Annotated in this window: 25 protein-coding genes and 2 pseudogenes; 25 read left to right on the top strand and 2 right to left on the bottom strand. The window is 62.9% G+C overall.

Features of this window, described 5'->3' with window-relative positions:
* Positions 1–97: 97 nt before the first annotated feature.
* Positions 98–1753: a DEAD/DEAH box helicase gene (locus MGN01_RS10000; RefSeq protein ID WP_147046470.1), complete on the bottom strand. Its 1656-nt coding sequence runs from the start codon at positions 1751–1753 to the stop codon at positions 98–100.
* Positions 1754–2262: 509 nt separating this feature from the next.
* On the opposite strand from MGN01_RS10000, the pseudogene MGN01_RS24500 reads away from it, so the two are divergent.
* The 12 genes and pseudogenes from MGN01_RS24500 to MGN01_RS09950 form a co-directional block, all read left to right on the top strand.
* Positions 2263–2772 (top strand): annotated as a pseudogene (locus MGN01_RS24500) (MHYT domain-containing protein); the annotation flags it as partial.
* A gap of 21 nt (positions 2773–2793) precedes the next feature.
* Positions 2794–4560 (top strand): PAS domain-containing hybrid sensor histidine kinase/response regulator family protein, encoded by a 1767-nt coding sequence (locus tag MGN01_RS09995; RefSeq protein ID WP_238258060.1) that lies wholly within the window; start codon positions 2794–2796, stop codon positions 4558–4560.
* Positions 4561–5009: 449 nt separating this feature from the next.
* Positions 5010–5492, top strand: coding sequence for an Hsp20 family protein (locus MGN01_RS09990; RefSeq protein WP_147046468.1), 483 nt, complete (start codon positions 5010–5012; stop codon positions 5490–5492).
* Between the two features lie 91 nt (positions 5493–5583).
* Positions 5584–6108, top strand: a complete 525-nt coding sequence (locus MGN01_RS09985) for an Hsp20/alpha crystallin family protein (protein WP_147046467.1) — start codon at positions 5584–5586, stop codon at positions 6106–6108.
* A gap of 117 nt (positions 6109–6225) precedes the next feature.
* Positions 6226–6630: a hypothetical protein gene (locus MGN01_RS09980; RefSeq protein ID WP_238258062.1), complete on the top strand. Its 405-nt coding sequence runs from the start codon at positions 6226–6228 to the stop codon at positions 6628–6630.
* A 16-nt stretch (positions 6631–6646) separates the two neighbouring features.
* Entirely contained in the window at positions 6647–6991 is a 345-nt protein-coding gene (locus tag MGN01_RS09975) for a hypothetical protein (RefSeq protein WP_147046466.1), read from the top strand.
* 31 nt (positions 6992–7022) lie between these two features.
* Positions 7023–7271, top strand: a pseudogene (locus tag MGN01_RS24125) (NADH dehydrogenase ubiquinone Fe-S protein 4); the annotation flags it as partial.
* Between the two features lie 285 nt (positions 7272–7556).
* Positions 7557–7778 carry a hypothetical protein gene (locus MGN01_RS24120; protein ID WP_238258064.1) on the top strand — a complete coding sequence of 74 codons (222 nt, stop codon included), beginning with the start codon at positions 7557–7559 and terminating at the stop codon, positions 7776–7778.
* A gap of 111 nt (positions 7779–7889) precedes the next feature.
* Positions 7890–8279 carry an SPW repeat domain-containing protein gene (locus tag MGN01_RS09965; RefSeq protein ID WP_147046464.1) on the top strand — a complete coding sequence of 130 codons (390 nt, stop codon included), beginning with the start codon at positions 7890–7892 and terminating at the stop codon, positions 8277–8279.
* Positions 8280–8716: 437 nt separating this feature from the next.
* Positions 8717–9160 (top strand): DMT family transporter, encoded by a 444-nt coding sequence (locus MGN01_RS09960; RefSeq protein WP_147046463.1) that lies wholly within the window; start codon positions 8717–8719, stop codon positions 9158–9160.
* Positions 9161–9403: 243 nt separating this feature from the next.
* The gene (locus MGN01_RS09955) at positions 9404–9616 is read left to right on the top strand and encodes a hypothetical protein (protein ID WP_147046462.1); all 213 of its coding nucleotides are present in this window, start codon (positions 9404–9406) and stop codon (positions 9614–9616) included.
* 35 nt (positions 9617–9651) lie between these two features.
* Positions 9652–9912, top strand: a complete 261-nt coding sequence (locus tag MGN01_RS09950) for a hypothetical protein (protein ID WP_238258053.1) — start codon at positions 9652–9654, stop codon at positions 9910–9912.
* A 254-nt stretch (positions 9913–10166) separates the two neighbouring features.
* Here MGN01_RS09950 and MGN01_RS09945 read toward each other — a convergent pair whose 3' ends face one another.
* On the bottom strand, positions 10167–10472 hold the full coding sequence (locus MGN01_RS09945) for a hypothetical protein (protein ID WP_170245924.1): 306 nt from the start codon (positions 10470–10472) through the stop codon (positions 10167–10169).
* Between the two features lie 236 nt (positions 10473–10708).
* Between MGN01_RS09945 and MGN01_RS09940 the strand changes: the two genes are divergently transcribed.
* From MGN01_RS09940 to fdxA, 13 genes are all read left to right on the top strand, one after another.
* On the top strand, positions 10709–11107 hold the full coding sequence (locus tag MGN01_RS09940; protein ID WP_147046460.1) for a DUF1488 family protein: 399 nt from the start codon (positions 10709–10711) through the stop codon (positions 11105–11107).
* An 89-nt stretch (positions 11108–11196) separates the two neighbouring features.
* Positions 11197–11394 (top strand): CsbD family protein, encoded by a 198-nt coding sequence (locus MGN01_RS09935; protein ID WP_147046459.1) that lies wholly within the window; start codon positions 11197–11199, stop codon positions 11392–11394.
* A 1437-nt stretch (positions 11395–12831) separates the two neighbouring features.
* The gene (locus MGN01_RS09925; protein ID WP_238258055.1) at positions 12832–13704 is read left to right on the top strand and encodes a phosphatase PAP2 family protein; all 873 of its coding nucleotides are present in this window, start codon (positions 12832–12834) and stop codon (positions 13702–13704) included.
* 1044 nt (positions 13705–14748) lie between these two features.
* On the top strand, positions 14749–15084 hold the full coding sequence (locus tag MGN01_RS09915) for an anaerobic typically selenocysteine-containing protein (protein ID WP_238258056.1): 336 nt from the start codon (positions 14749–14751) through the stop codon (positions 15082–15084).
* A 644-nt stretch (positions 15085–15728) separates the two neighbouring features.
* Positions 15729–16091, top strand: coding sequence for a gamma-butyrobetaine hydroxylase-like domain-containing protein (locus MGN01_RS09910; protein WP_147046455.1), 363 nt, complete (start codon positions 15729–15731; stop codon positions 16089–16091).
* A gap of 68 nt (positions 16092–16159) precedes the next feature.
* The gene (locus MGN01_RS09905; RefSeq protein ID WP_147046454.1) at positions 16160–17902 is read left to right on the top strand and encodes a fumarate reductase/succinate dehydrogenase flavoprotein subunit; all 1743 of its coding nucleotides are present in this window, start codon (positions 16160–16162) and stop codon (positions 17900–17902) included.
* 42 nt (positions 17903–17944) lie between these two features.
* Positions 17945–18178 (top strand): 4Fe-4S dicluster domain-containing protein, encoded by a 234-nt coding sequence (locus tag MGN01_RS09900; RefSeq protein WP_015952121.1) that lies wholly within the window; start codon positions 17945–17947, stop codon positions 18176–18178.
* A gap of 8 nt (positions 18179–18186) precedes the next feature.
* Positions 18187–19152, top strand: a complete 966-nt coding sequence (locus tag MGN01_RS09895; RefSeq protein ID WP_147046453.1) for a HEAT repeat domain-containing protein — start codon at positions 18187–18189, stop codon at positions 19150–19152.
* A gap of 235 nt (positions 19153–19387) precedes the next feature.
* A complete protein-coding gene (locus tag MGN01_RS09890) occupies positions 19388–20086 on the top strand; it encodes a Crp/Fnr family transcriptional regulator (RefSeq protein WP_238258058.1) in 699 nt (232 codons plus the stop codon).
* Between the two features lie 163 nt (positions 20087–20249).
* On the top strand, positions 20250–21683 hold the full coding sequence (locus tag MGN01_RS09885) for an ABC transporter substrate-binding protein (RefSeq protein ID WP_147046451.1): 1434 nt from the start codon (positions 20250–20252) through the stop codon (positions 21681–21683).
* Between the two features lie 4 nt (positions 21684–21687).
* The gene (locus tag MGN01_RS09880; protein ID WP_147046450.1) at positions 21688–22596 is read left to right on the top strand and encodes an ABC transporter permease; all 909 of its coding nucleotides are present in this window, start codon (positions 21688–21690) and stop codon (positions 22594–22596) included.
* A gap of 49 nt (positions 22597–22645) precedes the next feature.
* Positions 22646–23506, top strand: coding sequence for an ABC transporter ATP-binding protein (locus tag MGN01_RS09875; RefSeq protein ID WP_147046449.1), 861 nt, complete (start codon positions 22646–22648; stop codon positions 23504–23506).
* 141 nt (positions 23507–23647) lie between these two features.
* The gene (gene fdxA / locus MGN01_RS09870; RefSeq protein WP_147046448.1) at positions 23648–23986 is read left to right on the top strand and encodes a ferredoxin FdxA; all 339 of its coding nucleotides are present in this window, start codon (positions 23648–23650) and stop codon (positions 23984–23986) included.
* The last annotated feature ends 72 nt before the right edge of the window (positions 23987–24058 follow it).

Here is a 24058-nt window from a genome sequence, read left to right as displayed (position 1 = left end):
GATTCTGCATCGCGATCGTGGCTACCGCGGCAGGATTCGGAGCGAGGATCCAATGCGGAAAGCGATCTCGGTCGCGCCGCAGAGCCTAGGATTGTCGTCACGACTGGGCTTCGCGTTGGACATCCGCGAACTGGCGGCCATCGGCGAATCGCACGGCGACCTCGATCCGCAAGCGGCTGATGGAGCGGATGCGTAGCCAGGTTGGCTGTTCCAATTCCGCGGCACGCTCAAGGGCCTCGGCGGTGTCGAGCGGCGCGGCGGATCCTCCTCCGAGGCCGCGCCACCAGCGGACCGCCTTCTCCCGGTCATAGCCACCGCCCTCGAGATCCAGGCTGATCCGCTGATGATCCGTGTCGGCGTCGAAGAGCAGATCCAGGCCGCCCAGCCGTGGCGCGATCCTCCAGTTCTGGATCCTGTGCCACCTGCCCTGGTCCGTCAGGCTGCCCGTCACACGCTCCGAGAGGATCGGCAGCGCATCGTCGGCGCTGGCCTCGTGCTTCGGCTCTCCTTCCTCCTCGCGCTGGTCGGGCTCGACCCAGCACCCGTCGCAGGCAGAAGCGTTGAGTGCGATCAGTGCGCCGCAGCCGGGACAGGGTTTGGCGCGCAGTTCACCTTCGCGTCCACGGATTGCCGCAGCGGTTCGCGCTGTGACGCTATCGATGGGGCCGTGCATCCGCACCAGGCCCGCGTAGTCGAGGATCAGCGCGTCGGTCTTGCCGTCAGCCTTTCGTAACGCGCGCCCGACCTGCTGGACGTACAGGCCCGTGCTCTGGGTCGGACGTAGCAGAGCGATGAGGTCGACCTCAGGCACGTTGAAGCCCGTGGCGAGCACGCCGACCGAGGTCAGGCAGCGCAGGCGCCCCTCGCGGAAAGCGCGAACGATCCGGTCCCGGGTCCGCCGGGGCGTGTCAGCCGAGATCGTTTCGCAGGAATAGCCCTCGGCCCGGACCGCATCGCGGACGGCCTCGGCGTGCGCGACCCCCGCGCAGAAGGCAAGCCAAGCGCGGCGCTTGTGGCCATACCCCACCATCTCCTCGACGGCAGCGCGCGTGATCCAATCTTGATTGACCGCTGCCTCGAGCTGGCTGGGGATGTAGTCGCCGCCGCGGCGACCGACGCCGCTCACATCGAGCACCGTCAGCGTGGCCTTGGAGATGAGCGGCGCGAGCGTGCCGCGCAGGATCAGGTCTCCAACGCAGGCTTCGTAGACGATGCGCTCGAATAGTCGTCCGTCGCCTTGGTCGAGCCGGCCGGTGTCGAGCCGGTAGGGCGTAGCGGTGAATCCCACCACGCGCATCTCGGCGCATATCGCTCGTAGCCCTTCCAGAAATCGACCGTAGCGCGTCTCGCTGGCGCGCGGGATCAAGTGGGCTTCATCCACGATGACAAGGTCGCGCGGGCCAATTGCCGCCAGTTTGTTCCAGGCCGACTGGATGCCGCAGACCAGAACCTGTGCATCGGGCTCCTGTCGGCCCAAGCCGGCAGAGAGGATCCCCGCTGGTGCGTCAGGCCAATAGCCAAGCAGCTCACGATGGTTCTGGGCGATCAGTTCGCGGCTATGTGTGACGATCACGATGCGGGCCTTCGGATCGCGGGCCAGGGTCTCGCGCGCTAGGGCCGCGATCACCAACGCCTTCCCTGCCCCGGTGGGAAGCACGATCAGCCCATGGCGAAGAGGTTGCTCCCCTCCGCCAACCCAGGCCGCGTAAAGCGCATCGAGGCTCGCGCGCTGATAGTCCCGAAGCTTCAGCATCGGGTTGGCTTAGCGTCGACGAGCCCGCATCTCAGTCACTCGGAAGCCACGATCAGGAACGAACGAGGAACTGTTGGCGGGCGTGCCGACAAGCACTGCGATCATCAGGGTGCCGCGCGCATCGGCATCAAGCCCAGTCGGACGCTTTCATGTTTGACGAAGGGCCAAGCCATTACGACAGCCATTGCGCCGGGGATGGCGAACAAAAACGATCAAGATCGTCGTGCCAGCGCGGCATGCCCCATCCTGCGTCTTGCCGTCCTCTCAGATGTCACCGTCGAGCCACAAGCCTCGGCCGCATCACGATGAGGAACTCGATGAAGCGATCGGGAGCGGGAGGAACATCAGCGGTCGAGAAAGGCCTTACGACAGGTGCTTTGCCGTCGAGGCAGCTTTAACTTGCCGTGTAATATGTCTGCCAGCTACCAGCGGGCCGCCAAAACTCTCGCGTTGTGATAGCTGAGAGCAAGCCGATCTGCCTGCTCCGACAACGATGAAGCGGTCTCGCCATGTCTGCTACAGGATCGCACGACCACTTCCTCGTCGCGCTTTCAGTGCTCGTTGCGGCCGCGGCCTCCTACACCGCCCTCGACCTTGCCAGCCGCGTTGGCGCGACCACGGGCTGGGTCTCCAGAGCATGGCTTGCCACGGCTGCCATCGCCATGGGCGGCGGGATTTGGTCCATGCATTTCGTGGCCATGTTGGCCTTCAGCATGCCGGGCATGGAGGCCAGCTACGATCCCTCGCTGACGGCCCTCTCGCTTCTCCTGGCGATCGGAGCGACCGGGATAGCCTTTGCAATTGTAAACCGGCAGCAAGCCAAGCTTCTCGCCCTCCTCCTGAGCGGGCTGTTCATGGGCCTTGGCATCGCCGGGATGCACTACACTGGCATGGCCGCGATGCGCATGCATGCAGACCTAAGCTACGAGCGCTTTTGGGTCGCGACGTCGATCCTGATCGCCATCGGCGCCGCCACGACGGCCCTGTGGCTGGCCTTCGGCTCCGTCAGATCCTATTCGCGGCTCATTGCGGCCGTGGTCATGGGCTTTGCCGTCTCAGGCATGCACTACGCGGCCATGCAGGGCTTGGTGTTCAGCACTCACGTGGGCCAGCATACAGGGCAAGGCGATGCCAGCCTCGACCAGATCAGGCTCGCTCTGGCTGTCGCGGCCACGACCTTCGTCATCCTGTTTCTCGCCTCCGTCGCGGCGATGTTCGATCGCCGCTTCGCCGTCCTCGTCGAGCGCGAAGCGACGGCGCTTCGCGCGAGTGAGGAGCGTTTCCGAACGCTCTACCGCATGACGCCGCTGCCGCTGCACTTCCTCGACAGCGCCGGCGCCATCCAGCAAGTCAGTGACGCCTGGCTCGACCTTCTTGGCTATGCCCGCACGGAAGTCATCGGCCGTCCTCTGACGAACTTCATGACGGAGGCCTCCACGCGCCAGCGCATCCAATCCGACTGGCCGAAGCTCGCCGAGCAAGGATTTTTGGAGAACGTCGAGTACCGGTTCGTGACCAAGTCGGGCGACTTCCGAGATGTCGTTCTTTCATCGCGTGCGGAGCGCGATGCGCAAGGCCGGCTCAGCGGTGTGCTCGGCGGCCTTGTGGACGTCACCGCCCGCAAGCATGCCGAGGACGCCTTACGGCAGGCTCAGAAGATCGAGGCGGTTGGACAGCTTACCGGTGGCGTCGCACACGACTTCAACAACCTGCTGGCGGTCGTGCTCGGCAATCTTGAATTGATGCGCAAGCGCCTGCCGGACGACGAGCGCAGCCTTCGGCTCTTGGACAATGCCGTGCAAGGTGCGAAGCGCGGCGCGGCACTCACGCAGCGGCTGCTGGCATTCGCACGGCGGCAGGACCTGAAACCTGAGCCGGTCAACGTCGCTACGTTGGTGCATGGGATGGCGGACCTGTTGCAGCGGGCGATCGGTCCGGAAGTCAGGATCGATGTGCAGTTTCCCCTGGATCTCCCGAAGGCACAGGTGGATGCCAACCAACTCGAACTCGCGCTGCTGAACCTTGCTGTGAATGCCCGCGATGCCATGCCGAACGGCGGGACGATCACCATTGCGGCGCGCGAGCAGACGGACAGCTTGGTCCGTCTGAATAGTGCTCATCCGGGCGGGTACGTGTGCGTGTCGGTAGCCGACACAGGCGAAGGCATGGATGAGGCGACCCTCATGCGTGCCCGCGAGCCGTTCTTTACGACGAAGGGTATCGGTAAGGGCACCGGCCTCGGCCTCTCCATGGTGCACGGGCTTGCGGAGCAATCAGGCGGCAAGCTGCTTCTGAAGAGCGAGAAAGATCGAGGCACGACTGCAGAGGTATGGCTGCCGATTGCCACGACCGAGGTGCCGCCATCGATCGCCCTTCACGAACGGCGCGAGCCCGAGGTGCTCGGTTCAACGTCGTTGGGAATGTCGATCTTGGTCGTCGACGACGATGCCCTCGTCCTATCCAACACAGCTGAGATGCTGGAGGATCTTGGTCATACAGTGCTCCGCGCCTCGTCGGGCCGGGAAGCGCTTGCGCTGCTGAAAGGTTCGTCAGGGGTAGACCTGCTCCTGACGGACCATGCCATGCCGGAGATGAGCGGCTCGCAACTGGTTGCAACGGTCCGGTCGGAGCGTCCAAGCATGCCGGTTATCCTGGCATCCGGCTACGCGGAATTGGCGGCAGATATCCCGTCGAACCTGTTTCGCCTGCAGAAGCCGTTCGATCAGGCCGCGCTGCGCCGCGCCCTCGATGCGCAAATCACCATACGCGACGTTAACGTCATCCATTTTCCCGTACGGCAAGGCTAAGCCGGCACGGATCGTGGCGTTCGCCCCAGGATTGTCCACGCTGAACCTGGGCGGTGTATGGTCTCGTTGCTCGCCCGTTCGAAAGCCGGCAGGAACTGGCTGAGAGCCACCTGCCGGAATGCGAGAGGGTTAGCGCGGCAAAGCAGGCCCTTCAAACAAACCTAAGCAGATCCAAGCAGGTGCTTCCAGAGGCGCGCCAGACGGCTGCCGCGGTTCTGTAACCTCTCATCTGGCACGGCCAGAAAACCAGCACCGTGAAGGTGTCCCACTAGCCCGGGCTGCCAAGCGATAGCTTCGGGCGCAGGTACGAAATTTTGCACGTGCTTGGGAACCAGCGTGCACTTGCCACGTTACGCGCGTGCGAGGCCGCGATCGGCTCGCGCTATAGGCGCCGGTCACCCGGTGTCCGGCGTCCCGTGTAGTCACGTTGCTCATAGGAGGATGTGGTGATGAGGACCTACGACGTTGCGCCCCTGTTCCGTTCTTCGGTTGGCTTCGACAAGCTATTCGACCTCCTTACGCAGGCCGAACGAGCCGAAGCGTCGACTGCCTGGCCACCCTACAACATCGAGAAGGTGGCCGAGGATCAGTACCGCATAACCATGGCGGTGGCTGGTTTCACGGCCGACGAAATTGAACTCACACAACACGACACCACGCTCCTCGTCTCCGGCAATAAGAAAGGTCAGGAGGGCGAGCGTCAGTACCTGCACCGCGGCATCGCAGCGCGCACTTTCCGCCAGAGCTTCAACCTGGCTGAGCACGTGAGGGTCACTGGCGCTGACTTGGAGAATGGTCTGCTCACCGTGAACCTCAAGCGCGAGGTGCCGGAGGCGCTGAAGCCTCGCCGCATCGCAATCGGCGGCATGCAGGCCGTCGGAGGGCAGGACAACGCCCCGGCTCAGATCGAGGGTGAGGCCAAGGCCGCCTGACCGGCCTTTCCGACGATCAACACGGACTCGCGGGCCGGCTGGCCCGCGAGGGCGAGTACACGTCTTTCAGACATGCTGACGGAGATGAGTCATGGCTGTGAGAGATCTGCTTCCCTGGGGTCGCAACACGAGCCCGTCGGTGCCGAGTTCGACGCGCGGCGAGCCGATGAACCCCTTCCTGACACTCCACCGCGAGATGAACCGCCTGTTCGACGACGTCTTTTCCGGCTTCGAAGCCAGAATGCCCGGCCTGCCAACGCGCGGCTTCGGCTGGCCGAGTGTCGAGATGGTGGAGACCGACCAGGGCCTGCGCGTCTCGGCCGAGCTGCCGGGCCTGGACGAAAACGATGTCGAACTTCTGATCGAGGACGGGGCCCTGACGCTGCGGGGCGAGAAACGGGCCGAGACGACGGACAAGGAGCGCGGCTATTCGGAGCGCTCCTACGGCCGCTTCGAGCGGGTCATCGTGCTGCCGTTCGCGGTCGAGGAGGATAAGGCCGAGGCCTCGTTCAAGAATGGCGTGCTCAGCGTGACGCTGCCGCGTTCGGCCAAAGCGCCGGAGCGCGGACGGCGCATCGCGATCAACGGTGGCACGTCGCAACTGACGGCGCATTAATGAGCGGCCCTCCCAACATAGGGAGCGAAGCCAACGACTGAACGCATGACATGGCGGCCGGTGCGGGCCGATGGGTCGCGCCGGCCGCCCAACCTTTGCTTCACCGGGGACGGTCATATGCAGCAGATCGAGAGAACCATCGAGCGCCTCGGGCCTGTGGCTGCTGCCACGCTCAAGGCGCCGGCCGTGGATGCGTTTGCGGCCTTCTTCGCACCTGGCGACGTCTTCCGGTACCCGCGCGAGGTTCTGGCCTATCCCAGCCTGTCCCGCGCCGAGAAGCGGGCGATCCTGGCGTCCTGGTTGTCTGATGCCCGAGCGGTCGAGTCCTGTCCTTCCCTGCGGTGCCTGCCGGGCTCCCGGGCTGAGCCCGTGCCGCTTCATGAGGTCCTGGCTGCGCTGCAGGCGCTCGACGGCGACGGGACAGCTGGGCCAACCGGCGAGACGCCTGCGCGGAGCCCACTGCGTCCGCTGGCGGATCGCTGGCATCACGACTCCGCACCGCCGCTGAAGAACCTGCACTGACGCTAGGAGGGGAGCGATGACAACGTTTCACCTGAAGGACGGGCATTGGTTGTGGTCCAGGCGGCAGCTATGGCGTCGGACAAGGTCGACATCGGACGCGACTACGGCTGTCATCTTCGACTGGGTCTTATCGACTGCACTCTGCGTCGGCATCGCGGCGTTGCTGCCGGTTCCAACGATGCACTGGGTTCTGGCCGCGTTGCTGAACTTGGCAGGCTACGCGTGGCTGGGCGTGGCGATCGGAAAGGCCGGTCCCCCCTTCGGCCGCGATCACCTGACCGCTTGGGACGCCGCGCTGCTCTCTTTTGCCACGAGTTTCAGCGTCCAGGCCGCCGCCCATTTCGGGGTCTTCAACGCCTGATTTGGCCAAAGCTTCAGATCGAGAGGCACATATGCAGGATCATGCGATTGGTATCGGACACAACAACCCGCCTGCTGCCGTCATTGCTCCGCCATGGCTCGCCGGCCGGCGAGCGCTCATTCGCCGCCGCAAGCGGGCCGTCGAAACCGCAGGCCGCGCGCATGAGAACGAGTGGCTTCTGACATTCGAGTGCTGCGCCCCACCGGAGATCGACGGGCTGATGGGCTGGACCGGCTCTGCCGACACGCTGGCGAACGAGGTTCGGCTCACCTTCGCTAATCGGGCGGAAGCTGTGGCTTACGCGGAGCGCCAAGGCCTCGAGTACGACGCAGAACCAGAACCGGCATGGGCCGACAGGGTAACGAGAGTTCCGCCCTGGCAGTGGAACAGGCGCCCCGCGCCACCCTGGGGCCGGCCCCTTGGAACTCTGCCGCGACGGTCGCCGACCCAGGCACGAGACAATGACAGGCACGAGCGGCCAAGTCTCCCGGATTTGGAGCGGGCATTTATCAACCCCGCTGCTGTGTTCGCCGCACCGGACGAGGTCTTGGACCACCCGCGGCTGATGAGCGGATGCAAGCGCGAGATCCTCCGCCGCTGGGCCTGGGACGAGTACCTGAAGGAGCTGGCTGCTGCCGAGGGAATGTCGGAGGGCGAGCCCTCCCGCCTCGATGAGGTCAAGGCCGCACTCCTGAGACTAGGGGAGACCTGGCGACCAAAGCCGTTTGCGCCGGCTGCTGCAGGTGTCCGGAGTCAGGAGGACGAAGCGGAACTTCTCGCCGCCTGAACTCGGGCGCGGGGCACACCATCCACGTATGCAACGCGCGGGTGCCGTTTGGGCCTGCGCAGTAGATGAGGAAAGTCGCAACGACCTTTGCTTCGGGGAAGGAGGGTCAGAATGAGAGAAGACCGGAAGGAGCAGTTAGCCGCGTTCAATCTCGCTACCGGCACCTTGGGCATGATCCTGATTGCCACGCCGTGGGCCTTTGACATCAGCGAACCCACCGCGGTCTGGAGCGCCGTATTCAGTGGCGCTCTCGTCATGCGGCTGGGCTTCTCGACCGCGATGCACTTCCGCGAGTGGAAGGCCAGAGTGGAAGCTGCCGTTGCGGCTTGGCTTCTGTCCGTACCCTGGCTTCTGCATTGGGAAAAGCTGTCGGGCGTGACTTGGGCTCACATTGTCGTTGGGCTTGCGGTCGCCGGAGCTGCAGCCGCCGGTCTTCGGGGCAGAACAGCAGACGAGACACCGCTCGATCTCGGTCAGTGCAGAGGCGCGCGGCCATGCTGACCGGGTTCGTTCTCGCAAACGTTGCCGTGGGTGGCCTGGCCGTCCTGACGGCACCGCTGGCCTGTCGTGGGCTGCTCGAGCTCCACTACCCGCCAGCCCTCAACGGAGACGCTTCACGCGCGCTTGCCGAAGGTATCGTTCCTGAGCAGCATTACTCAGGAAAGCATCCGGCGCTTGCTTGAAGAGGGCGGCGTGTGACTTCGCGGCTTCTCAGATCGGCAGATCGTTTGCCGGTGACACCTCGTCGTCACTGACTCCGCCGATTGAAAAAGCGACGCGGCTGACGGGATCACCATCCTTCGCGGCTGAAGAGATGGCCCTTATCAAGTTTCCGACCCTGAGAATTTTACCCGCTTGGTTCGCATGGCGAGCTTTTTCCTTTCGACCTTCCAAAGTGCCGCAGGAACATAGGTGGGTTTCTTGTTGCTAACCCACCCATGTGGACCCTCTACGCCCTCGCCATCGCTGCAGGTATCAGCAATGCGATTCAACCAGGTCAGAATGCGACGCTTTCGAAGTCGCTCGGCATGCCGATCACGGCTGGCCTGATAACGCTGATCATCAGCGCGACTGTCTTGCTGGTCGGCGGCCTCGCGGTCGGCAAACTTCAGATCCCGAGCGGCCCCCAACTCGCACAGGTACCCTGGTGGGCTTGGTTTGGCGGCTTGTTCAGCGTGCTGCTGATCCTCACACAGCTCTATGCCTCACCCGCCATCGGCGCGGCGACGTTCCTGGGTATCATCGTAACAGTCGGTGTCGCGACCTCGCTCGTGCTCGACCATTTTGGCTGGGTCGGCTTTGAAGTGCATCACGCCAGTGTCTGGCGTGTCCTCGGTGCCGGGCTGATGGTGATCGGCGTTGCCCTCGTGGCGTTGTTCTAAAGCATCTTTTACCTGAGCAGCTGAGCGAAACACGGCACCGGTTGCAGATTTGGTCGGTTCGCTGCACTGAGCTTTTTCACGGCAATGATCCCGTCGGCACATACGACCGTGCTGACGACGGCTTTTTACATACGCAACATTTCGCCTTCGACTGGGTTGGTCCAGTGACACCAGCACCCGATTTGTGAGCGCGGCCGGCAGAGCGACCTGTGCGCTGCCAGTTGCTCGCCTTGGAACACAGCTATGCCCTTCATCATCAGTGGATCTGTGTATCCAACCGGCGCGCCGCCATACGGCTCGCCTGTCCAGGGCGATCGTGTTTTTGGCGAAGAAGACAAAGGTCCTCAGAGCGTCCAGATGACGCCGCCTGACGTGAAATATCAGGACGACAGGCCCTTCGCAAAAACAGCTTATTGGGACTGCGCTATTCGCCGCATGCTTTACATTGGCGTCTAGGCCAGTCCCGGTTTCGCATTTATCCCAATACTTATGTGGCCGATTCCTATCTGGGGATTGGCTTGGACCTGGAGCTCATGCCGACTTATCGATTACGCGGTGCCATACGCCAGGAGAACGGCGAAATCGGTGAGCCGAAGCTCGACGAAGTTTTCGATGCCGACGATCGGGCTGCTGCGCTACGGCATGCACGCGAGCGGGCGCTCATAGGCTATGACGAGGCGGTGAACGCCCTTTGGCTTACGGACGCTGGAAACAACACGATTTGGTCGCTTCGAGTAGCCGACGACAATTGAACTCCTGTTTCATCCTCACGGCGATCCATGTCGTGGCCGCCGTGTCAGTGGCCGAGGATCCGTGTCCGATCCGAAAATTGCGGTGATGAGAGGAAGCGGATTGCTTCAATTGTCGGATCTGCGGCGGACGGCCTGAAGAGTGGAACAGCACCCGCTGGCGGTATCGGACGAACGCGTCAACGTCTGGAAATTGGTCCGGTGCATAGTAGTAATCGCATAACGAAAGAGAGCTTTCGGGGTCGCGCCACCGTCCATTAGGTCTTGGTGCTCGACGACGTAGCGTTGCGTGGCGCAGACAAGCCTCTTGCCTCGTCGAGGACAGCACTCAGCCTCTCGCCCGCAGCCGTGATCACCTCGTCGGAGTTCACTCCCTCCGCTCGATCCGCATACAATCGCGAGAGTGCTGCAACCATCCGATCCTCGATGACATCGAGCATCTTGTCACTGGCGGCAGTATTCGCCCTTTTGAGGACGCCGGCGAGTTCGCAAAAGGCATCGTGGAGAAGCTGGAACGCGAGGCGATCGGCCGCTTGTTCGTCATCGGACGACAGACCTGCCATGCTCAATCCTTCAGACACCCACAGCATCGCGGCTCGCGCGGAGTGGCCAAGCGTGCTTTGCACCGACCTGGGAGGCGGTTCAACTATGGCCAAGCGTGAACCCGCCGCCTTTCATGCTGAACTTTCTGTGCCTCGAGGGCCAACCACCGACGCGATGAGGCTTTGCACGCGGCATATTCAGAGCCACCGTCGATACAGCCAGAGATGAAGATGGCGAATGGTGAAGAAGGGTTGGAATGGCACGCCGTCAGCCTTGGCATGGGTTGCGGCCGGTCGAACCATCGGCCGAAGCCAGCCGTTTCCTCCGTTGTCACGAAACCTTACCGCCAGACGAGAGCTTTCCCGGCTTGAACGCGGAGAACGTCATGGTGATGCGGATATCAGGACACGAACCTAGCCCTGACGATCAGGTGCCAGGAGCGGTCGCTTTCTCCATCACAGACGACCGCAAAGTGATCCGCTGCCGAGTCAGCCCCGAAGCCCTCCGCACCCTCGCCTGTGGATCCGACGATAACGCCATCACCCTTTTCCACGCGCACCAAGATCAGATCGTGAAGGCGGCGATCGCCAAGTATCAACGAGCTGGCGCACCCGATGAAGTTCTGACAATCGCGGATGACGACTTCCGCGCCTGAGGCGTAGCCGAATGCCGTCCACGGAACGGTCTCCTGCCAAAATCCGTTGCTGTCGGCTGCAAGGTAGCGGCTGAGTTTTGGAGGAAGATATGGCTGCGAATGAGAACGAAGGGCCGGACCCGGATCGCACCGAGGGCTCAGCCAAGCGCGTGGTCGGCAAGGTCAAGGAAGGCATCGGCAGTCTGGTCGGCGACGAGAAGACGAGGCACGAGGGCAAGTCCGAGCAGGTCGAGGGCAAGGTGCAGAACACCATCGGCAGCATCAAAGACACGCTCAAAGGGAAGTAGCGGCTGGAATAAACAAGGGATGGCCGGTTTTGACGCGCGACGACAAGACCGGCAATTCCTGCACCCCATGCCGGGCCGATGAGGCAGCGTATAGTTCAGCGAAAAGTCCAAGTTACGTTTTGCCGCGGGAAAGCAAAGATATCCCACGGGTTACCATCGGTTCAGATCATCGATTGGAGCCGTGATGAGATACGCAACCGCTCGCAGTTTCGTCATCGCCATACTGGCGCCCCTTGCTGTCGCCACGACCCCAGTGATGGCTCAGAGCACAGGTTACGTCACCGGCATTCCAGGCCCCGATCCAGCTGGTGACGATGAGATCGGCTGGGGGCCGGCCTACAGGCCCGAGACGAGTTTCTCTCAGCCAGGAACGCCCCCAACCCCTGGCGCTATCGCGGGTGCTGCTTATCGAGCCCGCACAGGGCGTGGGCCGTATGACAGCGTGCAGGAAGATAATCGGGCCGTTGGCTATTCACCAGGCGATGGGGCTGCAGTTCCGGCGGTCCGCAAGCATCCACGCCATTATCGGAAAGCAGCGGCGCATCCTCGTTACCGTAAGGTCCGTGCTCACGCAGGACGTTGAGCCAGCACGCATACAGGCCTTATCTACGCGGCCACGACATGCGGCACGCGGTGATCAGACTAGGTAACGGGGCAGCTTGTTAGAGCCACAGCGTTCATCGCGAATTCCATCGCCCGTCCTGATCCCTGATCGGCATCGTCGACGAGCGCAGGCCTGCGTTTGGCTGGCGTTACCTCGTCCATGTTGCGATCTCGACGAAGGAGTTGTCCGATTACCAGCGGCGTCAGGCGGCGGTTGACTTGCCGCAGTCAGTCGACGGCGACAACTTCTGCGTTGCCTAGCCGGCGCCGACGACTCCGCGACGGTCCTTGCGAGTGATGGAACTCTACCGACTGGCGCCGTTAGCACGCGACCCAAAGGAGGCATGCCAACAGCTTTGTCATCGTTAGCATCCTTCAACCCGGGCCAGACTTCCTGAATTTTTTCGGATCCGGCTGGGCTTCACGATGTGCGCAACAGGTGGCCTCCTTGAAATGCCCGGCGACGAATGATGCCGGCCAGGCAGCCGAGCAAAGCGGCCAGCGCCAATGCATTCCGCATAGGGCGCACCCAGTCCGAACGGGAAGCGCGTGACCTCGCTGCGATGATGGCAAACGTTCCAACGGCGCGAACCTTTGCCGTCGCCGTGGGTATCCCTGGCTCGATGAGTTGTAAGAGGTGCCCAGGGTCAAATGTTTTCCGCGGAGAGAGGCCATTCGCGCCAGCCGGGCTTTGATGTCGTGCGGCGACAATGGCGGCCTTGGGTAGTTCGTCTGAGATCGTTCTCTCTCGGGCTCGCAGCTCCGCACCGTTGGGTCTGGGCGCTGACGGGAGGGCTCACCGCGCTCGATGCAGTTTGGCTTCTGGCAGCAGGCATGCAGATTGCGCCGGACGGTCTCTGGATCATCGTAGCGGTCGTCTTGGTGCTGCTCGCCGCCGCCGGTGCCTTCTCCAGCCTCAAGTCCGAGCCGAAGCTACGAGCCATGGCGCTCTCGACGGCCTGCCTGATTGCTTTCACAGCCGCGGTTTCCGTCTTCCACTATCTGACGGCGACTTTGGCCGCGCCCCTCATCGATCGGCATCTGGCTGTCACGGAGAAGGCACTGGGCTTCGACTGGGTCGCCTATCTCAGGTTCCTCACCGAGCACCCTGCCCTCTCGCAACGGCTAGCATGGGCCTATCACTCAACGGGGCCACAGATCATGCTCGTCGTGATCGTGCTCGGCGCAACCTCGCGGCTCGGGCGCTTATGGGCCTTCGTTCGGCTGTACGTGGCACTCCTACCTTTTACAGTTCTGATCTCTGCAGCTCTGCCGGCTGTCGGACCCTACGCCTACTATCAGCCGTCCGTTGTGCCTGTCGGCCATCTCGATACGGTCGGTGCTGTCTGGCACCTCGAGCCCCTGGCGGGACTGCGTGATGGCACGCTGAAGGTTATCGCGCTTGGCGACATCCGAGGGCTCGTGACCTTCCCCTCGTTCCATGTCTGCCTTGCCGCGATCACCGCCTGGGCGCTCGCACCGGTGCCTGTGATCGGATACCTCGCGCTCCTGCTCAACGCATTGGTTGTGGTCTCAGCCATAGGATCGGGCGGCCACTACCTGACCGACATTCTTGCTGGGGGTGTGCTGGCAGGGCTCGCGCTGGCCACTCACGCCGTGGTCAGGCGCAATCGACCCATCTGGGTATGGCTTGCAGGGCCTCAAACAGCCTTGTCGACAAAGCCGATCATTGAGCAGACTTGCTGAGTGGGGCGGCGCAGTGGCTCACGTACTCGACCCGGTTACATCCGTTTGTCGCTAGCTCCGATTGAAGCACAGCTCGAAGCCCTCGCAGGTGGTTTGGGGCAGTGGAAAGACAAGCGACGATGAGCATGGACGTCGTCAAACAGGACGGCCGTGACCGTACACTCGCTTGCCCGCGCGAGGGGGAAGACGCTCACGAACCGGCACCGGTTCTGGACCCCGCCTGGGAGCCGGCAAAAACAGCTCGAACTGGTATTTGGGCTGGCTCATGGGAAATGCTCAGGGATCGGCAAGATCGCGAGCAGAGCGGGTTGATGCCTGACCTGCTGGCCTGCTCACTCTCCACTCGTCCTAGGTCCCCTTGGCCTGCTACCTTTCGACGATGAAGCGCCCACTCACGACCAATTTTGCTGCTCCGCCGTCCAGTCCGGCCGAGCCGGACCATGCACCTCCGACGACGTGGCGCGAGCTCGCTCCTATCGTTGGCGCCTTGCTCGATACGCTTGAGATCATGGAAACCTCACCGACGAAGGGGCCAGCCCTGAAGGCCCATCGGTCTACGATGCGAAGGCAGGGAGAAGCTGCTGCTGCAATCGGTGGCGCGGCGGCCATGAAAGAGGTTTTGCAGCAGGTCTCGGACGCTGACGGGTCTCGAGCGGAACATAGATCACGGCTGATCCGCGATGCATGGGCGGGGTTGCTAGACCAAGAAAACTAGCCTTGGACGGCTATGGCGTCCCAAATCAGCGTCGCTCTGGCAGCCTTCTCGTCGCTCCTCATCGCGCCGGCGACCGTTCACGTTCAAGGTGTCGCCAGCCCCGAATGCACCAACTTGGCCGCTTGATTGATCGAGGCCCGTTCTAAGGAACTTCGCACGAAGGAGGAGGCTTCCCCGTCGGTTCGGCAACGCTGTTACGAGGATCGATGATGCTGGGAAACGCTCCCTTCGGACGTGGCGTGTTTATGGCCGTCGTGCTTGTGACTGCGGCCTCCGCCTAGGGAAAGCCTGACACGCCGCCCGAGAGCAGCGCGCAGCCGCCGATAGAGTTGAGGATCACCAAGCAGGACGGCAGGGTTGCCTGTTCTCCGGGAGAGCTGCGTCTGCCCGCCGACTCAAACGTGACAATCAACGTCGTGAGTCAGTCCGACTCTCCGGTCGTTCTCACATCGCCCAACCAATTTAAAAATAGCCAAGTTCATCATCATGAGGGCGATCTGACTCATGTCGCCAGTGAAGATGGATGGACCGTGAAGCAAAATGGCAAAGGTGTGCTGAAGTTGCGCACCCTCGCTGCCGGCCAACAAGATTATGGTTGTACAAGCGTCAACAATCAGAAAGATACTTTTCGTGGGAAATCGGTCCTGAGTCCAACATCAGGTTGAGTGGCTGAGTACTTGAGTGCTCCGCCGGTCTCCGCGAGGCTCTTACGTTCAGCAGAGTATGGACGCGCTGAGCCATGAGCGGACCCAGGCAGAATTGAAACCCGCGCCGCGCTGGCACAACACTTAGCTCTGCCGCCTGATCCTCAGTGCCATCGTACTGATGCTGCTGGCGGCAGGGGTGATCGAGGCCTCGAAATCCGACTCTCGGCCAAGTTGGAAGCGCACTGATCAGCAGAGCTTCCGGACTGACGCTGGTATATTGCTTCTTCGAGCTGCTCATTAAAAAGTAACTCGACCGGACAGTCGTGTTATAATCTTTACGATGCGCTTGACTTAAATCGAGCGATCGAAATGTCTTTGTTCTTATTTATTGTAAAAAATATTGGCAATTTTGATATCACAAAATATTATAATATATATTTTACTTATTGGATGTGTTGTTATATCGTTCAATAATATTCGAGCGAAAGCATTTTTGGACATCTAGCTTGGTTGCCGTCGCCCAGCTGCTAGTCGGCGGCAGCACCGCCTCAGGGGGCACCCGGAAACGTTTCGAACCATTCCGGAAACTAATTGCTCGCTGGCGTCCCTGGCGCCGGTTCTAATCCACCTGCCTCCCGGCACGAGTGGATGACGGACCCGCCATGAGATTGCCCGAACAGCCACCGTTCGATCCTGAAGCCATCCCGACCGATGCTGTGGTTTCTCGCGGCGGGCGCGACCTCCGCCTGGCTTGGGCTAATGGCGAGGAGGCCGTGCTGCCGGCTGAAACGCTGCGGCTGCGCTGTCGCTGCGCCTGGTGCACCCGGGATCGGATCCAGGATCGGTTTCCTGCCGCCTTCGAGGCGGTCGCCGTCACCAAGATCGATCCGCTGGGCGGCTACGCTGTGAATCTTGGGTTTTCCGACGGTCATGCCCGCGGGATCTTTCCGTGGGTCTACCTGCGTGACCTCGCACGGGAGGCCGCAACGTCACCGGCCGAAGAGCGCACGCCCCGGGCGGCCTGATCGCCCTCCCCCTTTTCTGCTTCCCGAGAGCGCGGCGGCCGCCAGCGCCCGATCAGCGAGATCCCACAATGAGCAACGCCAGCCCCACCGTCGAAATCGTCGAAACCGACCTCCTCGTCATCGGTGGCGGCACGGGCGGTCCGATGGCCGCAATCAAGGCCAAGGAGGCGGATCCGAAGCTACGCGTCCTTCTAATGGAGAAGGCGAATGTGAAGCGCTCCGGTGCGATCAGCATGGGCATGGATGGGCTGAACAACGCCGTCGTCCCAGGCTACGCCACACCCGAGCAATACGTGAAGGAGATCACCGTCGCCAATGACGGCATCGTCAATCAGAAGGCGGTGATGGCCTACGCTCAGGGGTCGTTCCCGATGATTCAGTACCTCGACAAGCTCGGGGTCAAATTCGAGAAGGACGGCTCGGGCGAGTACAACATGCGCAAGGTCCACCATATGGGGACCTACGTGCTGCCGATGCCCGAAGGGCACAACGTCAAGAAGGTGCTCTACCGGCAGCTGCGTCGCCTCCAGGTCGCGGTCACCAACCGCTATATGGCGACCCGACTCCTCAAGGACGCGGACGGGCGCATCGCCGGCGCCATCGCCGTCAACACCCGCACCTCCGAGTTCCTCATCGTGAAGGCCAAGGCCGTGGTGCTCGCCTGCGGAGCGGCCGGACGCCTCGGCCTGCCGGCCTCGGGCTACCTGTTCGGCACCTACGAGAATGCCGCGAATTGCGGCGATGGCTACGCAATGGCCTACCACGCCGGTGCGCAACTCGCGAACCTCGAATGCTACCAGATCAACCCCCTGATCAAGGACTATAACGGCCCCTCCTGCGCCTACGTCACCGGCCCGTTCGGCGGCTTCACCGCGAACAACAAAGGTGAGCGCTTCATCGAGTGCGATTACTGGTCGGGCCAGATGATGCTCGAGTTCTGGCGCGAGCTGCAGGGCGGCAACGGCCCAGTCTTCCTGAAGATGGACCATTTGCGCGAAGAGACGATCTCCGAGATCGAGACGATCCTTCACTCGAACGAGCGGCCCTCGCGCGGTCGCTTCCACGAGCGCCGCGGTACCAATTACCGTCAGCGTGCAGTCGAGATGCACATCTCCGAGATCGGTTTCTGCTCAGGCCACTCGGCGTCTGGCGTCTGGGTGGACGAACACGCCCAGACCACTGTGCCCGGCCTCTATGCCGTCGGCGACATGGCGGCCGTACCGCACAACTACATGCTCGGTGCCTTTGTGAATGGCGGCATCGCCGGCGCTCATGCGGCGGCCTACTGCGCCTCGACTACGCTGGCCGAATACGATCAGGCCGACGTCTTGGCCGAGCAAGAACGGGTTCTGGCGCCGACCCGGCGCGAGGACGGCATCACCCCCAACGAAATGGAGTTCAAGACCCGACGCTTCGTGAACGACTATCTTGAGCCGCCAAAAGTCACGGCCAAGATGGAGCTGGGCCAGCGCCGCTTCGCGGAGATCCGTGAGGATCTCGGCCAACTCGTTGCCCGCGACCCACACGAGTTGCTGCGGGCGCTCGAGACCCAGACCATCCTCGACTGCGCCGATATGGCCGCCCACGCCTCGCTGTACCGCACCGAGAGCCGCTGGGGCTTCTACCACCTGCGCGTCGATCACCCCGAGACCGATCCGAATTGGGCCTGCCACACGGTGCTGTTCAAGGACGACAAAGGCCGGATGGCGAGTGCCAAGCGCGAGGTCGATCCCTTCATCGTGCCCGTCGCCGAGGAGGAGATGAGCGCGTACCACCAGCTCCGCATCAAGACGCCGGTCGCCGCCGAATAGCGCGCCGAGACGGCCTTCCTCTTAGACATTCGGAGACGATCCATGCCCATCATCACCCAGGCCAAGAGTGCCGCGGTCGTCATCGACGACGACAAGTGCATTGCCGAGAAGGGCTGCCGCGTCTGCGTCGACGTCTGCCCGCTCGACATCCTCGCGATCGATGAGACGCGGCAGAAGGCGTACATGAAGTACGACGAGTGCTGGTACTGCATGCCCTGCGAAGTCGACTGCCCGACGAACGCGGTGAAGGTCAACATCCCCTACCTGCTGCGCTGAGGTTGATCATGGCACCGGTATTCGAAACCTTTGACGACGACCTCGACGATCTGGCTGAGCGTGCCGCCAGCCCCGATGCCGGCATCCGCCGCGTCGCGATGATGGAGCTGGCCGAGGCGGTCGGTCCCGAGGCCAAGGTTCTGCTGCTCAAGGGCCTCGCCGACGACGACGCCACCGTTCGCGCTGCGGCTGCCAAGGCACTCGACGAACATGACGGCCCAGACGTGGTCGAGGGTCTCGTGGCCTCGCTCGAGGATGCGGATGAGGACGTGCGCCGCACCGCCGCGGAGACTCTCTCCGAGAAGAAGGAGCCTGCCTGCGGCCCGCTGCTCATTGAACGAGCAGAGCATACCGATCCCTTCGTGCAGGCCGCGGCGCTCCGGGCGCTCCGCGAATTGGTCATTCCCGACGCACTCTCCGCTGCTTTGAAGGCCCTGCAGAGCACTGCCCCGGAAGTTCGCCGCGAGGGCCTCGGCGTCATTGGCTACCTCAAGGCTGAGGAAGCGCTGCCGGCCCTTCTCGCCACCGCGCGAGATTCCGATGCCACCGTTCGCCGGGCTACCATGTCTGCCCTCGTCTTCCTGCGCTCGGGCGGCCCCGGCGTCTCGACGTTGCTCGCTGGCTTGCAGGACGAGAATTGGCAAGTCCGCGAGGAGGCTGCCGTCTCCATCGCCAAGAGCCGTTTGCCTGAGGCGGTCGAGCCGCTGATCGCCGCGATGGCCGACCCGGTCTGGCAGGTGAAGACCAAGACAGCTAACGCGCTCGGCCGGATCAAAGCGACCGCAGCCATCGACGTGCTCGGTCGTGCGCTGGAATCCGAGGTCAGCAACCTGCGCAAGGAGGCTGCCGCGGCCCTCGGTGAGATCGCCCATCCGCAGGCGCTCTCCTACCTTGAGCGGTCTGCCGAGGATCCCGATCCCGACGTGCGCAAGCTGATCCGTTGGGCGATCGGCCGCTGTCAGGCCGAGGTATGAGCCAGCTTCGCCTATGACAATGATCGACGACGCCAGTCCTAACGGTTTGGCGTCGTTTCGTTTTTCAAGAAATGAGTCGTCGGCTGCCAGCTTAGTTTAGAGCTGGTACAGACATTGCTGCATCGCATTCGTCCATATGCGAGGATCAGCAATGCAGCCTGCTACCGTTCGAACGGACACGGCACACCTCTCCTCAGGGCTTTCGCTGCCAACATGCTTTGGGCACGCGAAACCGATGGAGGCCCTGCCTCAGCCCACAGGACCCCGCCCGCTTCTCGAAGGATTGACCGAGCAAGAGCGGATCCAGGTCATGGAGAAGGGGCGCCGCCGCGTCCTGTATCGCGGCGCCACCCTGTTCACGCAGGAGACCCCGAACGACGGCATCTGGCTGATCGAGACAGGCCGGATCCGCGTCTTCTATGCCGCGCCGACCGGCCGCGAGATCACTCTCGCCTATTGGTATCCCGGCAACTTCGTCGGTGGCCCTGAGGTGTTCGGCGCGGGCACCCATAGCTGGTCGGGCATGGCCGCGAGCAACTCCACCCTGCTGCACCTGCCCGGCGCGGCCTTGAAGCAGCTTGTGGCGCGCATCCCGTCGCTCGCCTTCGGCATCATCGACGGACTGACATTCAAGGGCCGCTGCTACTCGGCTCTTGCCCAGATGCTCGGGACCCGCTCGATCACCGATCGCCTGGCTTTCCTGCTGGTCCACCTGTCCGGTCTCTACGGAGTCGAGGAGGAGGGCGGAATCCTGATTGCGGCCGACTTCACCCATGCGGAACTCGCCCACATGGTTGGAGCGACCCGGCAATGGGTCACCATCAGCCTGAAACGCTTTGCAGAGCAGGGCGTGGTGACCACCCGGCGCTCACAGATCCTGATTCAGCGGCCCGATCTCCTCGCGCGGATGCCGGGCGGAGGAGATGCGGCTTAATTAGAGTGCTTCTCGCTCAAAGTTGCGCCACCGTTCGGGGCTGCCGGACAATTTTCGCAACTAATCGACTCGAGTCCGACGTCTCCGTTTGATCAGCGCCAATCGAGCACCCGATCATGACCGTGATGTCGCGCCGGCATCTCACGACAAGACGGAGCTTACGATGACGTCGATGGTGTTGAGACGAGGCTCGGTCTCCGCTTTCGCTCTTCTGGCCGCGACCGGCATTGCCTTGAACTCTGTCCCGGCACGTGCCGAGACGGTGCTGAATGTCGGGATAGGCACCCAGGACACAACGACCAACACCGCCACGGTCGGCGTCGTGATCCGCCAGCTCAAGCTGATCGAGAAGCATCTGCCGAAGACCGGCAAGTATGCCGACATGAAGATCAATCTCGACTGGCAGAACTTCACCTCTGGACCGCCCGTCACCAACGGCATGATGGCGGGCAAGCTGCAATTCGGAGCGATGGGCGACTATCCGCTCGTCGTGAACGGCTACACGTTCAAGAACAACCCGGAGAGCCAGTCGGAGCTGATCTCAGTTGCCGCCTACAACCTTCATGGCTCCGGCAACGGCATTATGGTCAACAAGGAGACAGACAACTTCTCCTTCGACGACCTCAAGGGCAAGGTCGTCAGTGTTCCCTTCGGCTCGGCCGCCCACGGCATGGTGCTCAAGGCGCTGCAGGACAAGGGCTACCCGCAGACCTTCTTCCGCCTGGTCAATCAGAGCCCTGAGGTCGGCTCGACCAATCTGCAAGAGAAGAAGATCGACGCCCATGCCGACTTCGTGCCTTTCGCCGAATTGCTGCCGTTCCGCGGCTTCGCGCGCAAGGTCTTCGACGGGGTCGAGACCAGCCTGCCGACCTGGCACGGCGTCGTCGTCCGCACCGACTTCGCCAAACAATATCCCGAGATCGTCGACGCCTATCTCCAGGCGGTGCTCGACGCCCAGGCCTGGGTGAAGGCCGATCCCAAGCGCGCAGCCGAGCAGATTGCCGCCTGGACCGGCACCGACAAGGAAGTCGTCTACATCTTCCTCGGCCCCGGCGGGATCATGACGATCGATCCGACGATCAAGCCCCAACTCGTCGATGCCGCCAAAGAGGACGTGAAGGTCCTGCAGAAGCTCGACCGGGTGAAGGAATTCGACGTCTCGACCTGGGTGAACGACAAGCCCATCCGTAAGGCCTTCGCCGCGCGCGGCCTCGACTACGACAAGCAGGTCGCGAGCACTGCGAATTACGAAGTCTCGGGCGAAGACAGCTTCTGCGAGAAGCCGATCTCCAATCCTCGCAAGGCCGGCGAGATCTGGGTCAAGGGTGGGGACATCCAGCCCTATTCTAGCGCGGCCTGTACGCTCGGCGCGGTCAACGATCTCAAGGCTAAGGGCAAGGAGATCAACGTCGCCTACGTCTTCGACACCGCGCGCGGCATCAAGCTCTTCGCGAAGGAAGCCTTCTACACGGTCGGCGGCAAGGGCGAGATTGCGCCGTTTCTCCTGAAGCGCGATGCCGAGGCGGCCGCCGAGAAATCCGGAGGCAAGGTGATGCCCTACGACGAGGCCATCAAGGCCGCCGTGACGGGAGGCTGATCCGATGGAAGCCGCACTCCGAAACCTGCCTGACACCGTGACCAGGCTCGCGCCGGCCACCGAACCCCCTGCCCCGGCTCAAGCCAAGCCGGTGCTTCCAGCGGCGGTTCGGCCCGACCGGCTCGCACGCTGGTTCCGGCTTCATCGCGCGCAATTGCGGGGGGGGCTGCTCGGCCTGATCTCGCTCGGGATCTTTGTCGCCCTCTGGCAGGTCCTGACGGCAAACCATGCAACGTTCTATGTGCGCTTCACCAACGTGCCGAGCCCGGCCGAGGTACTGGCGAGGGCGATCCTTGCCTTTCACAATCCGGTCTTTGGCGACCATATCTGGATGAGCTGCCGGCGCATCCTCTATGGCTTTACCCTGGCCAGTCTCGTCGCGATCCCGCTCGGGCTGCTGATGGGGCGTTTCCAGATCCTGCGCGAGATCGTCTTCCCGATCTGCGAGGTGACGCGGCCGATCCCAGCCATCGCCTGGGTACCTATGGCGATCATGCTCTGGCCGACGAACGAGGAATCGATCGTCTTCATCACCTTCCTCGGCTCGTTCTTCCCCATCCTGATCAACACGTTGCAGGGCATGGCCACCGTCGATCCGGTGTTGGTGCGGGCGGCGCGATGCCTGGGCGCCAAGGAGGCCTCGGTCTTCCGCGAGGTCTACCTGCCGGCCTCGCTGCCGCAGATCTTCACGGGACTCACCGTCGGCATGGGCGTCGCCTGGGTGTCGCTCATCGCCGCCGAGATGATCTCCGGCCAGTTCGGCATCGGCTACTTCACCTGGGAGGCCTATTCCCTGGTCCAGTACTCCGACATCGCACTCGGAATGATCACGATCGGCGTGCTCGGCCTCGCATCGAGCTTCGCGATCCGCCTGCTCGGCCGCGTCGCCATGCCATGGGGTGCGGCCCGCTGAGGCCGCACCCGACCAGAAACCGCTGATCCATCGGATGAAGGAACAAGCCATGGCCGGGACGGCTCGGGGGCTGATCGAGGTCCAGGACTTTTGCTTGCGCTACGAAACCATGGAGGGCGCCGTCGAGGCCGTCTCCGACGTATCGCTCAACGTCCAGCCGGGCGAGTTCGTCTCCATCGTCGGCCCCTCGGGCTGCGGCAAGTCGACGTTGCTCAACGCTCTGGCCGGCTTCCTCACCCCCTCGGGCGGAACCGTGACGGTGGACGGCGAGGCGATCTCCGGTCCTAGCGCCGACCGGGGCATGATCTTCCAGCAATACTCACTGTTTCCCTGGAAGACCGTGCGCGAGAACGTCGAGTTCGGCCTCAAGATGAGCGGCGTGTCGCGTGCCGAGCGTGAGCGCCGGGCCCGTACCCTGCTCGGCCTCGCCGGTCTCACCCCGTTCGAGAACCATTATCCAGATCGCCTGTCCGGCGGCATGAAGCAGCGCGTCGGTATCGTGCGGGCGCTCGCCACCGGCCCGCGTATCCTGCTGCTCGACGAACCGTTCGGGGCGCTCGACGCCCAGACCCGCCTGATCATGCAGCAGATCCTCACCAACATGTGGCAGCGGCTGAAGATCTCGGTCCTGTTCGTCACCCACGACATCGACGAGGCGATCTTCCTGTCGGACCGGATCTACGTGATGACCGCCCGCCCCGGCAGTATCAAGGCGGAGATCGTGGTGCCATTGCCGCGGCCACGCGAGCCCGCGATGACCCTGTCCTCGGAATTCCTGGCGCTGCGCCGCGGGCTGATGTCGCTCATCCGCGAGGAGAGCATCCGCGCCATGGGCGGCGAGGTCAGCCTCGATTCCCTGAAGGGGCTCGCGCTCAATCTCGAAGGGCAAGATCTCGCGACAGTCCTCTAAGGCGCTTTCCGACGGCAGGCTGCCGGCCGGCCGACGGAAAGCGCATGACATCAGGTACTTGAGATGCGCCGGCTCGATGCGATCGCGCCGATGAACGCTCTCGCTGCGCCGGTACCCCATCAAGCCAACAGGTTTTCAGCCATGGCCTACGTCGTCACCGACAATTGTATCCGCTGCAAATACACCGATTGCGTCGAAGTCTGCCCGGTCGACTGCTTCTACGCCGGCGAGACCATGCTCGTGATCAATCCCGACGAGTGCATCGATTGCGGCGTCTGCGAGCCGGAATGCCCGGCCGACGCGATCAAGGCCGATACCGAGCCGGGTCTCGAAGGCTGGGTCGCCCTCAACGCCAAGTATTCCGCCATCTGGCCGAATATCAGCGAGAAGCTCGACCCCTTGAGCGACGCTGCCGAATGGGACGGCCGCACTGGCAAGCTCGAAACCGTCTTCGGCGTCGCCGACCCGGCCGCTGCCTGAACGCAATCCCTCAGACCATAGGTGATGCCATGAGCAAGTACCTCGAAGAGCGAGTTCTCTCCGTCCATCACT

The sequence above is a fragment of the Methylobacterium gnaphalii genome, from assembly GCF_007992215.1.
Classification (GTDB): Bacteria; Pseudomonadota; Alphaproteobacteria; order Rhizobiales; family Beijerinckiaceae; genus Methylobacterium; species Methylobacterium gnaphalii.
This window is presented reverse-complemented; position numbering and strand designations above follow the sequence as displayed.

What these genes read in the sequence shown, in the direction of transcription:
- MGN01_RS09895 (WP_147046453.1), top strand. Translation starts at nt 18,187, where the DNA reads ATGGCACCGGTATTCGAAACCTTTGACGACGACCTCGACGATCTGGCT.
- MGN01_RS09975 (WP_147046466.1), top strand. Translation starts at nt 6,647, where the DNA reads ATGACAACGTTTCACCTGAAGGACGGGCATTGGTTGTGGTCCAGGCGG.
- MGN01_RS09990 (WP_147046468.1), top strand. Translation starts at nt 5,010, where the DNA reads ATGAGGACCTACGACGTTGCGCCCCTGTTCCGTTCTTCGGTTGGCTTC.
- MGN01_RS09995 (WP_238258060.1), top strand. Translation starts at nt 2,794, where the DNA reads ATGGGCTTTGCCGTCTCAGGCATGCACTACGCGGCCATGCAGGGCTTG.
- MGN01_RS09905 (WP_147046454.1), top strand. Translation starts at nt 16,160, where the DNA reads ATGAGCAACGCCAGCCCCACCGTCGAAATCGTCGAAACCGACCTCCTC.
- fdxA (WP_147046448.1), top strand. Translation starts at nt 23,648, where the DNA reads ATGGCCTACGTCGTCACCGACAATTGTATCCGCTGCAAATACACCGAT.
- MGN01_RS09885 (WP_147046451.1), top strand. Translation starts at nt 20,250, where the DNA reads ATGACGTCGATGGTGTTGAGACGAGGCTCGGTCTCCGCTTTCGCTCTT.
- MGN01_RS09935 (WP_147046459.1), top strand. Translation starts at nt 11,197, where the DNA reads ATGGCTGCGAATGAGAACGAAGGGCCGGACCCGGATCGCACCGAGGGC.
- MGN01_RS24120 (WP_238258064.1), top strand. Translation starts at nt 7,557, where the DNA reads ATGAGCGGATGCAAGCGCGAGATCCTCCGCCGCTGGGCCTGGGACGAG.
- MGN01_RS09890 (WP_238258058.1), top strand. Translation starts at nt 19,388, where the DNA reads ATGGAGGCCCTGCCTCAGCCCACAGGACCCCGCCCGCTTCTCGAAGGA.
- MGN01_RS10000 (WP_147046470.1), bottom strand. Translation starts at nt 1,753, where the DNA reads ATGCTGAAGCTTCGGGACTATCAGCGCGCGAGCCTCGATGCGCTTTAC.
- MGN01_RS09980 (WP_238258062.1), top strand. Translation starts at nt 6,226, where the DNA reads ATGCAGCAGATCGAGAGAACCATCGAGCGCCTCGGGCCTGTGGCTGCT.
- MGN01_RS09945 (WP_170245924.1), bottom strand. Translation starts at nt 10,472, where the DNA reads ATGGCAGGTCTGTCGTCCGATGACGAACAAGCGGCCGATCGCCTCGCG.
- MGN01_RS09965 (WP_147046464.1), top strand. Translation starts at nt 7,890, where the DNA reads ATGAGAGAAGACCGGAAGGAGCAGTTAGCCGCGTTCAATCTCGCTACC.
- MGN01_RS09900 (WP_015952121.1), top strand. Translation starts at nt 17,945, where the DNA reads ATGCCCATCATCACCCAGGCCAAGAGTGCCGCGGTCGTCATCGACGAC.
- MGN01_RS09925 (WP_238258055.1), top strand. Translation starts at nt 12,832, where the DNA reads ATGCAGATTGCGCCGGACGGTCTCTGGATCATCGTAGCGGTCGTCTTG.
- MGN01_RS09910 (WP_147046455.1), top strand. Translation starts at nt 15,729, where the DNA reads ATGAGATTGCCCGAACAGCCACCGTTCGATCCTGAAGCCATCCCGACC.
- MGN01_RS09875 (WP_147046449.1), top strand. Translation starts at nt 22,646, where the DNA reads ATGGCCGGGACGGCTCGGGGGCTGATCGAGGTCCAGGACTTTTGCTTG.
- MGN01_RS09985 (WP_147046467.1), top strand. Translation starts at nt 5,584, where the DNA reads ATGGCTGTGAGAGATCTGCTTCCCTGGGGTCGCAACACGAGCCCGTCG.
- MGN01_RS09880 (WP_147046450.1), top strand. Translation starts at nt 21,688, where the DNA reads ATGGAAGCCGCACTCCGAAACCTGCCTGACACCGTGACCAGGCTCGCG.
- MGN01_RS09960 (WP_147046463.1), top strand. Translation starts at nt 8,717, where the DNA reads ATGTGGACCCTCTACGCCCTCGCCATCGCTGCAGGTATCAGCAATGCG.
- MGN01_RS09955 (WP_147046462.1), top strand. Translation starts at nt 9,404, where the DNA reads ATGCCCTTCATCATCAGTGGATCTGTGTATCCAACCGGCGCGCCGCCA.
- MGN01_RS09940 (WP_147046460.1), top strand. Translation starts at nt 10,709, where the DNA reads ATGGCACGCCGTCAGCCTTGGCATGGGTTGCGGCCGGTCGAACCATCG.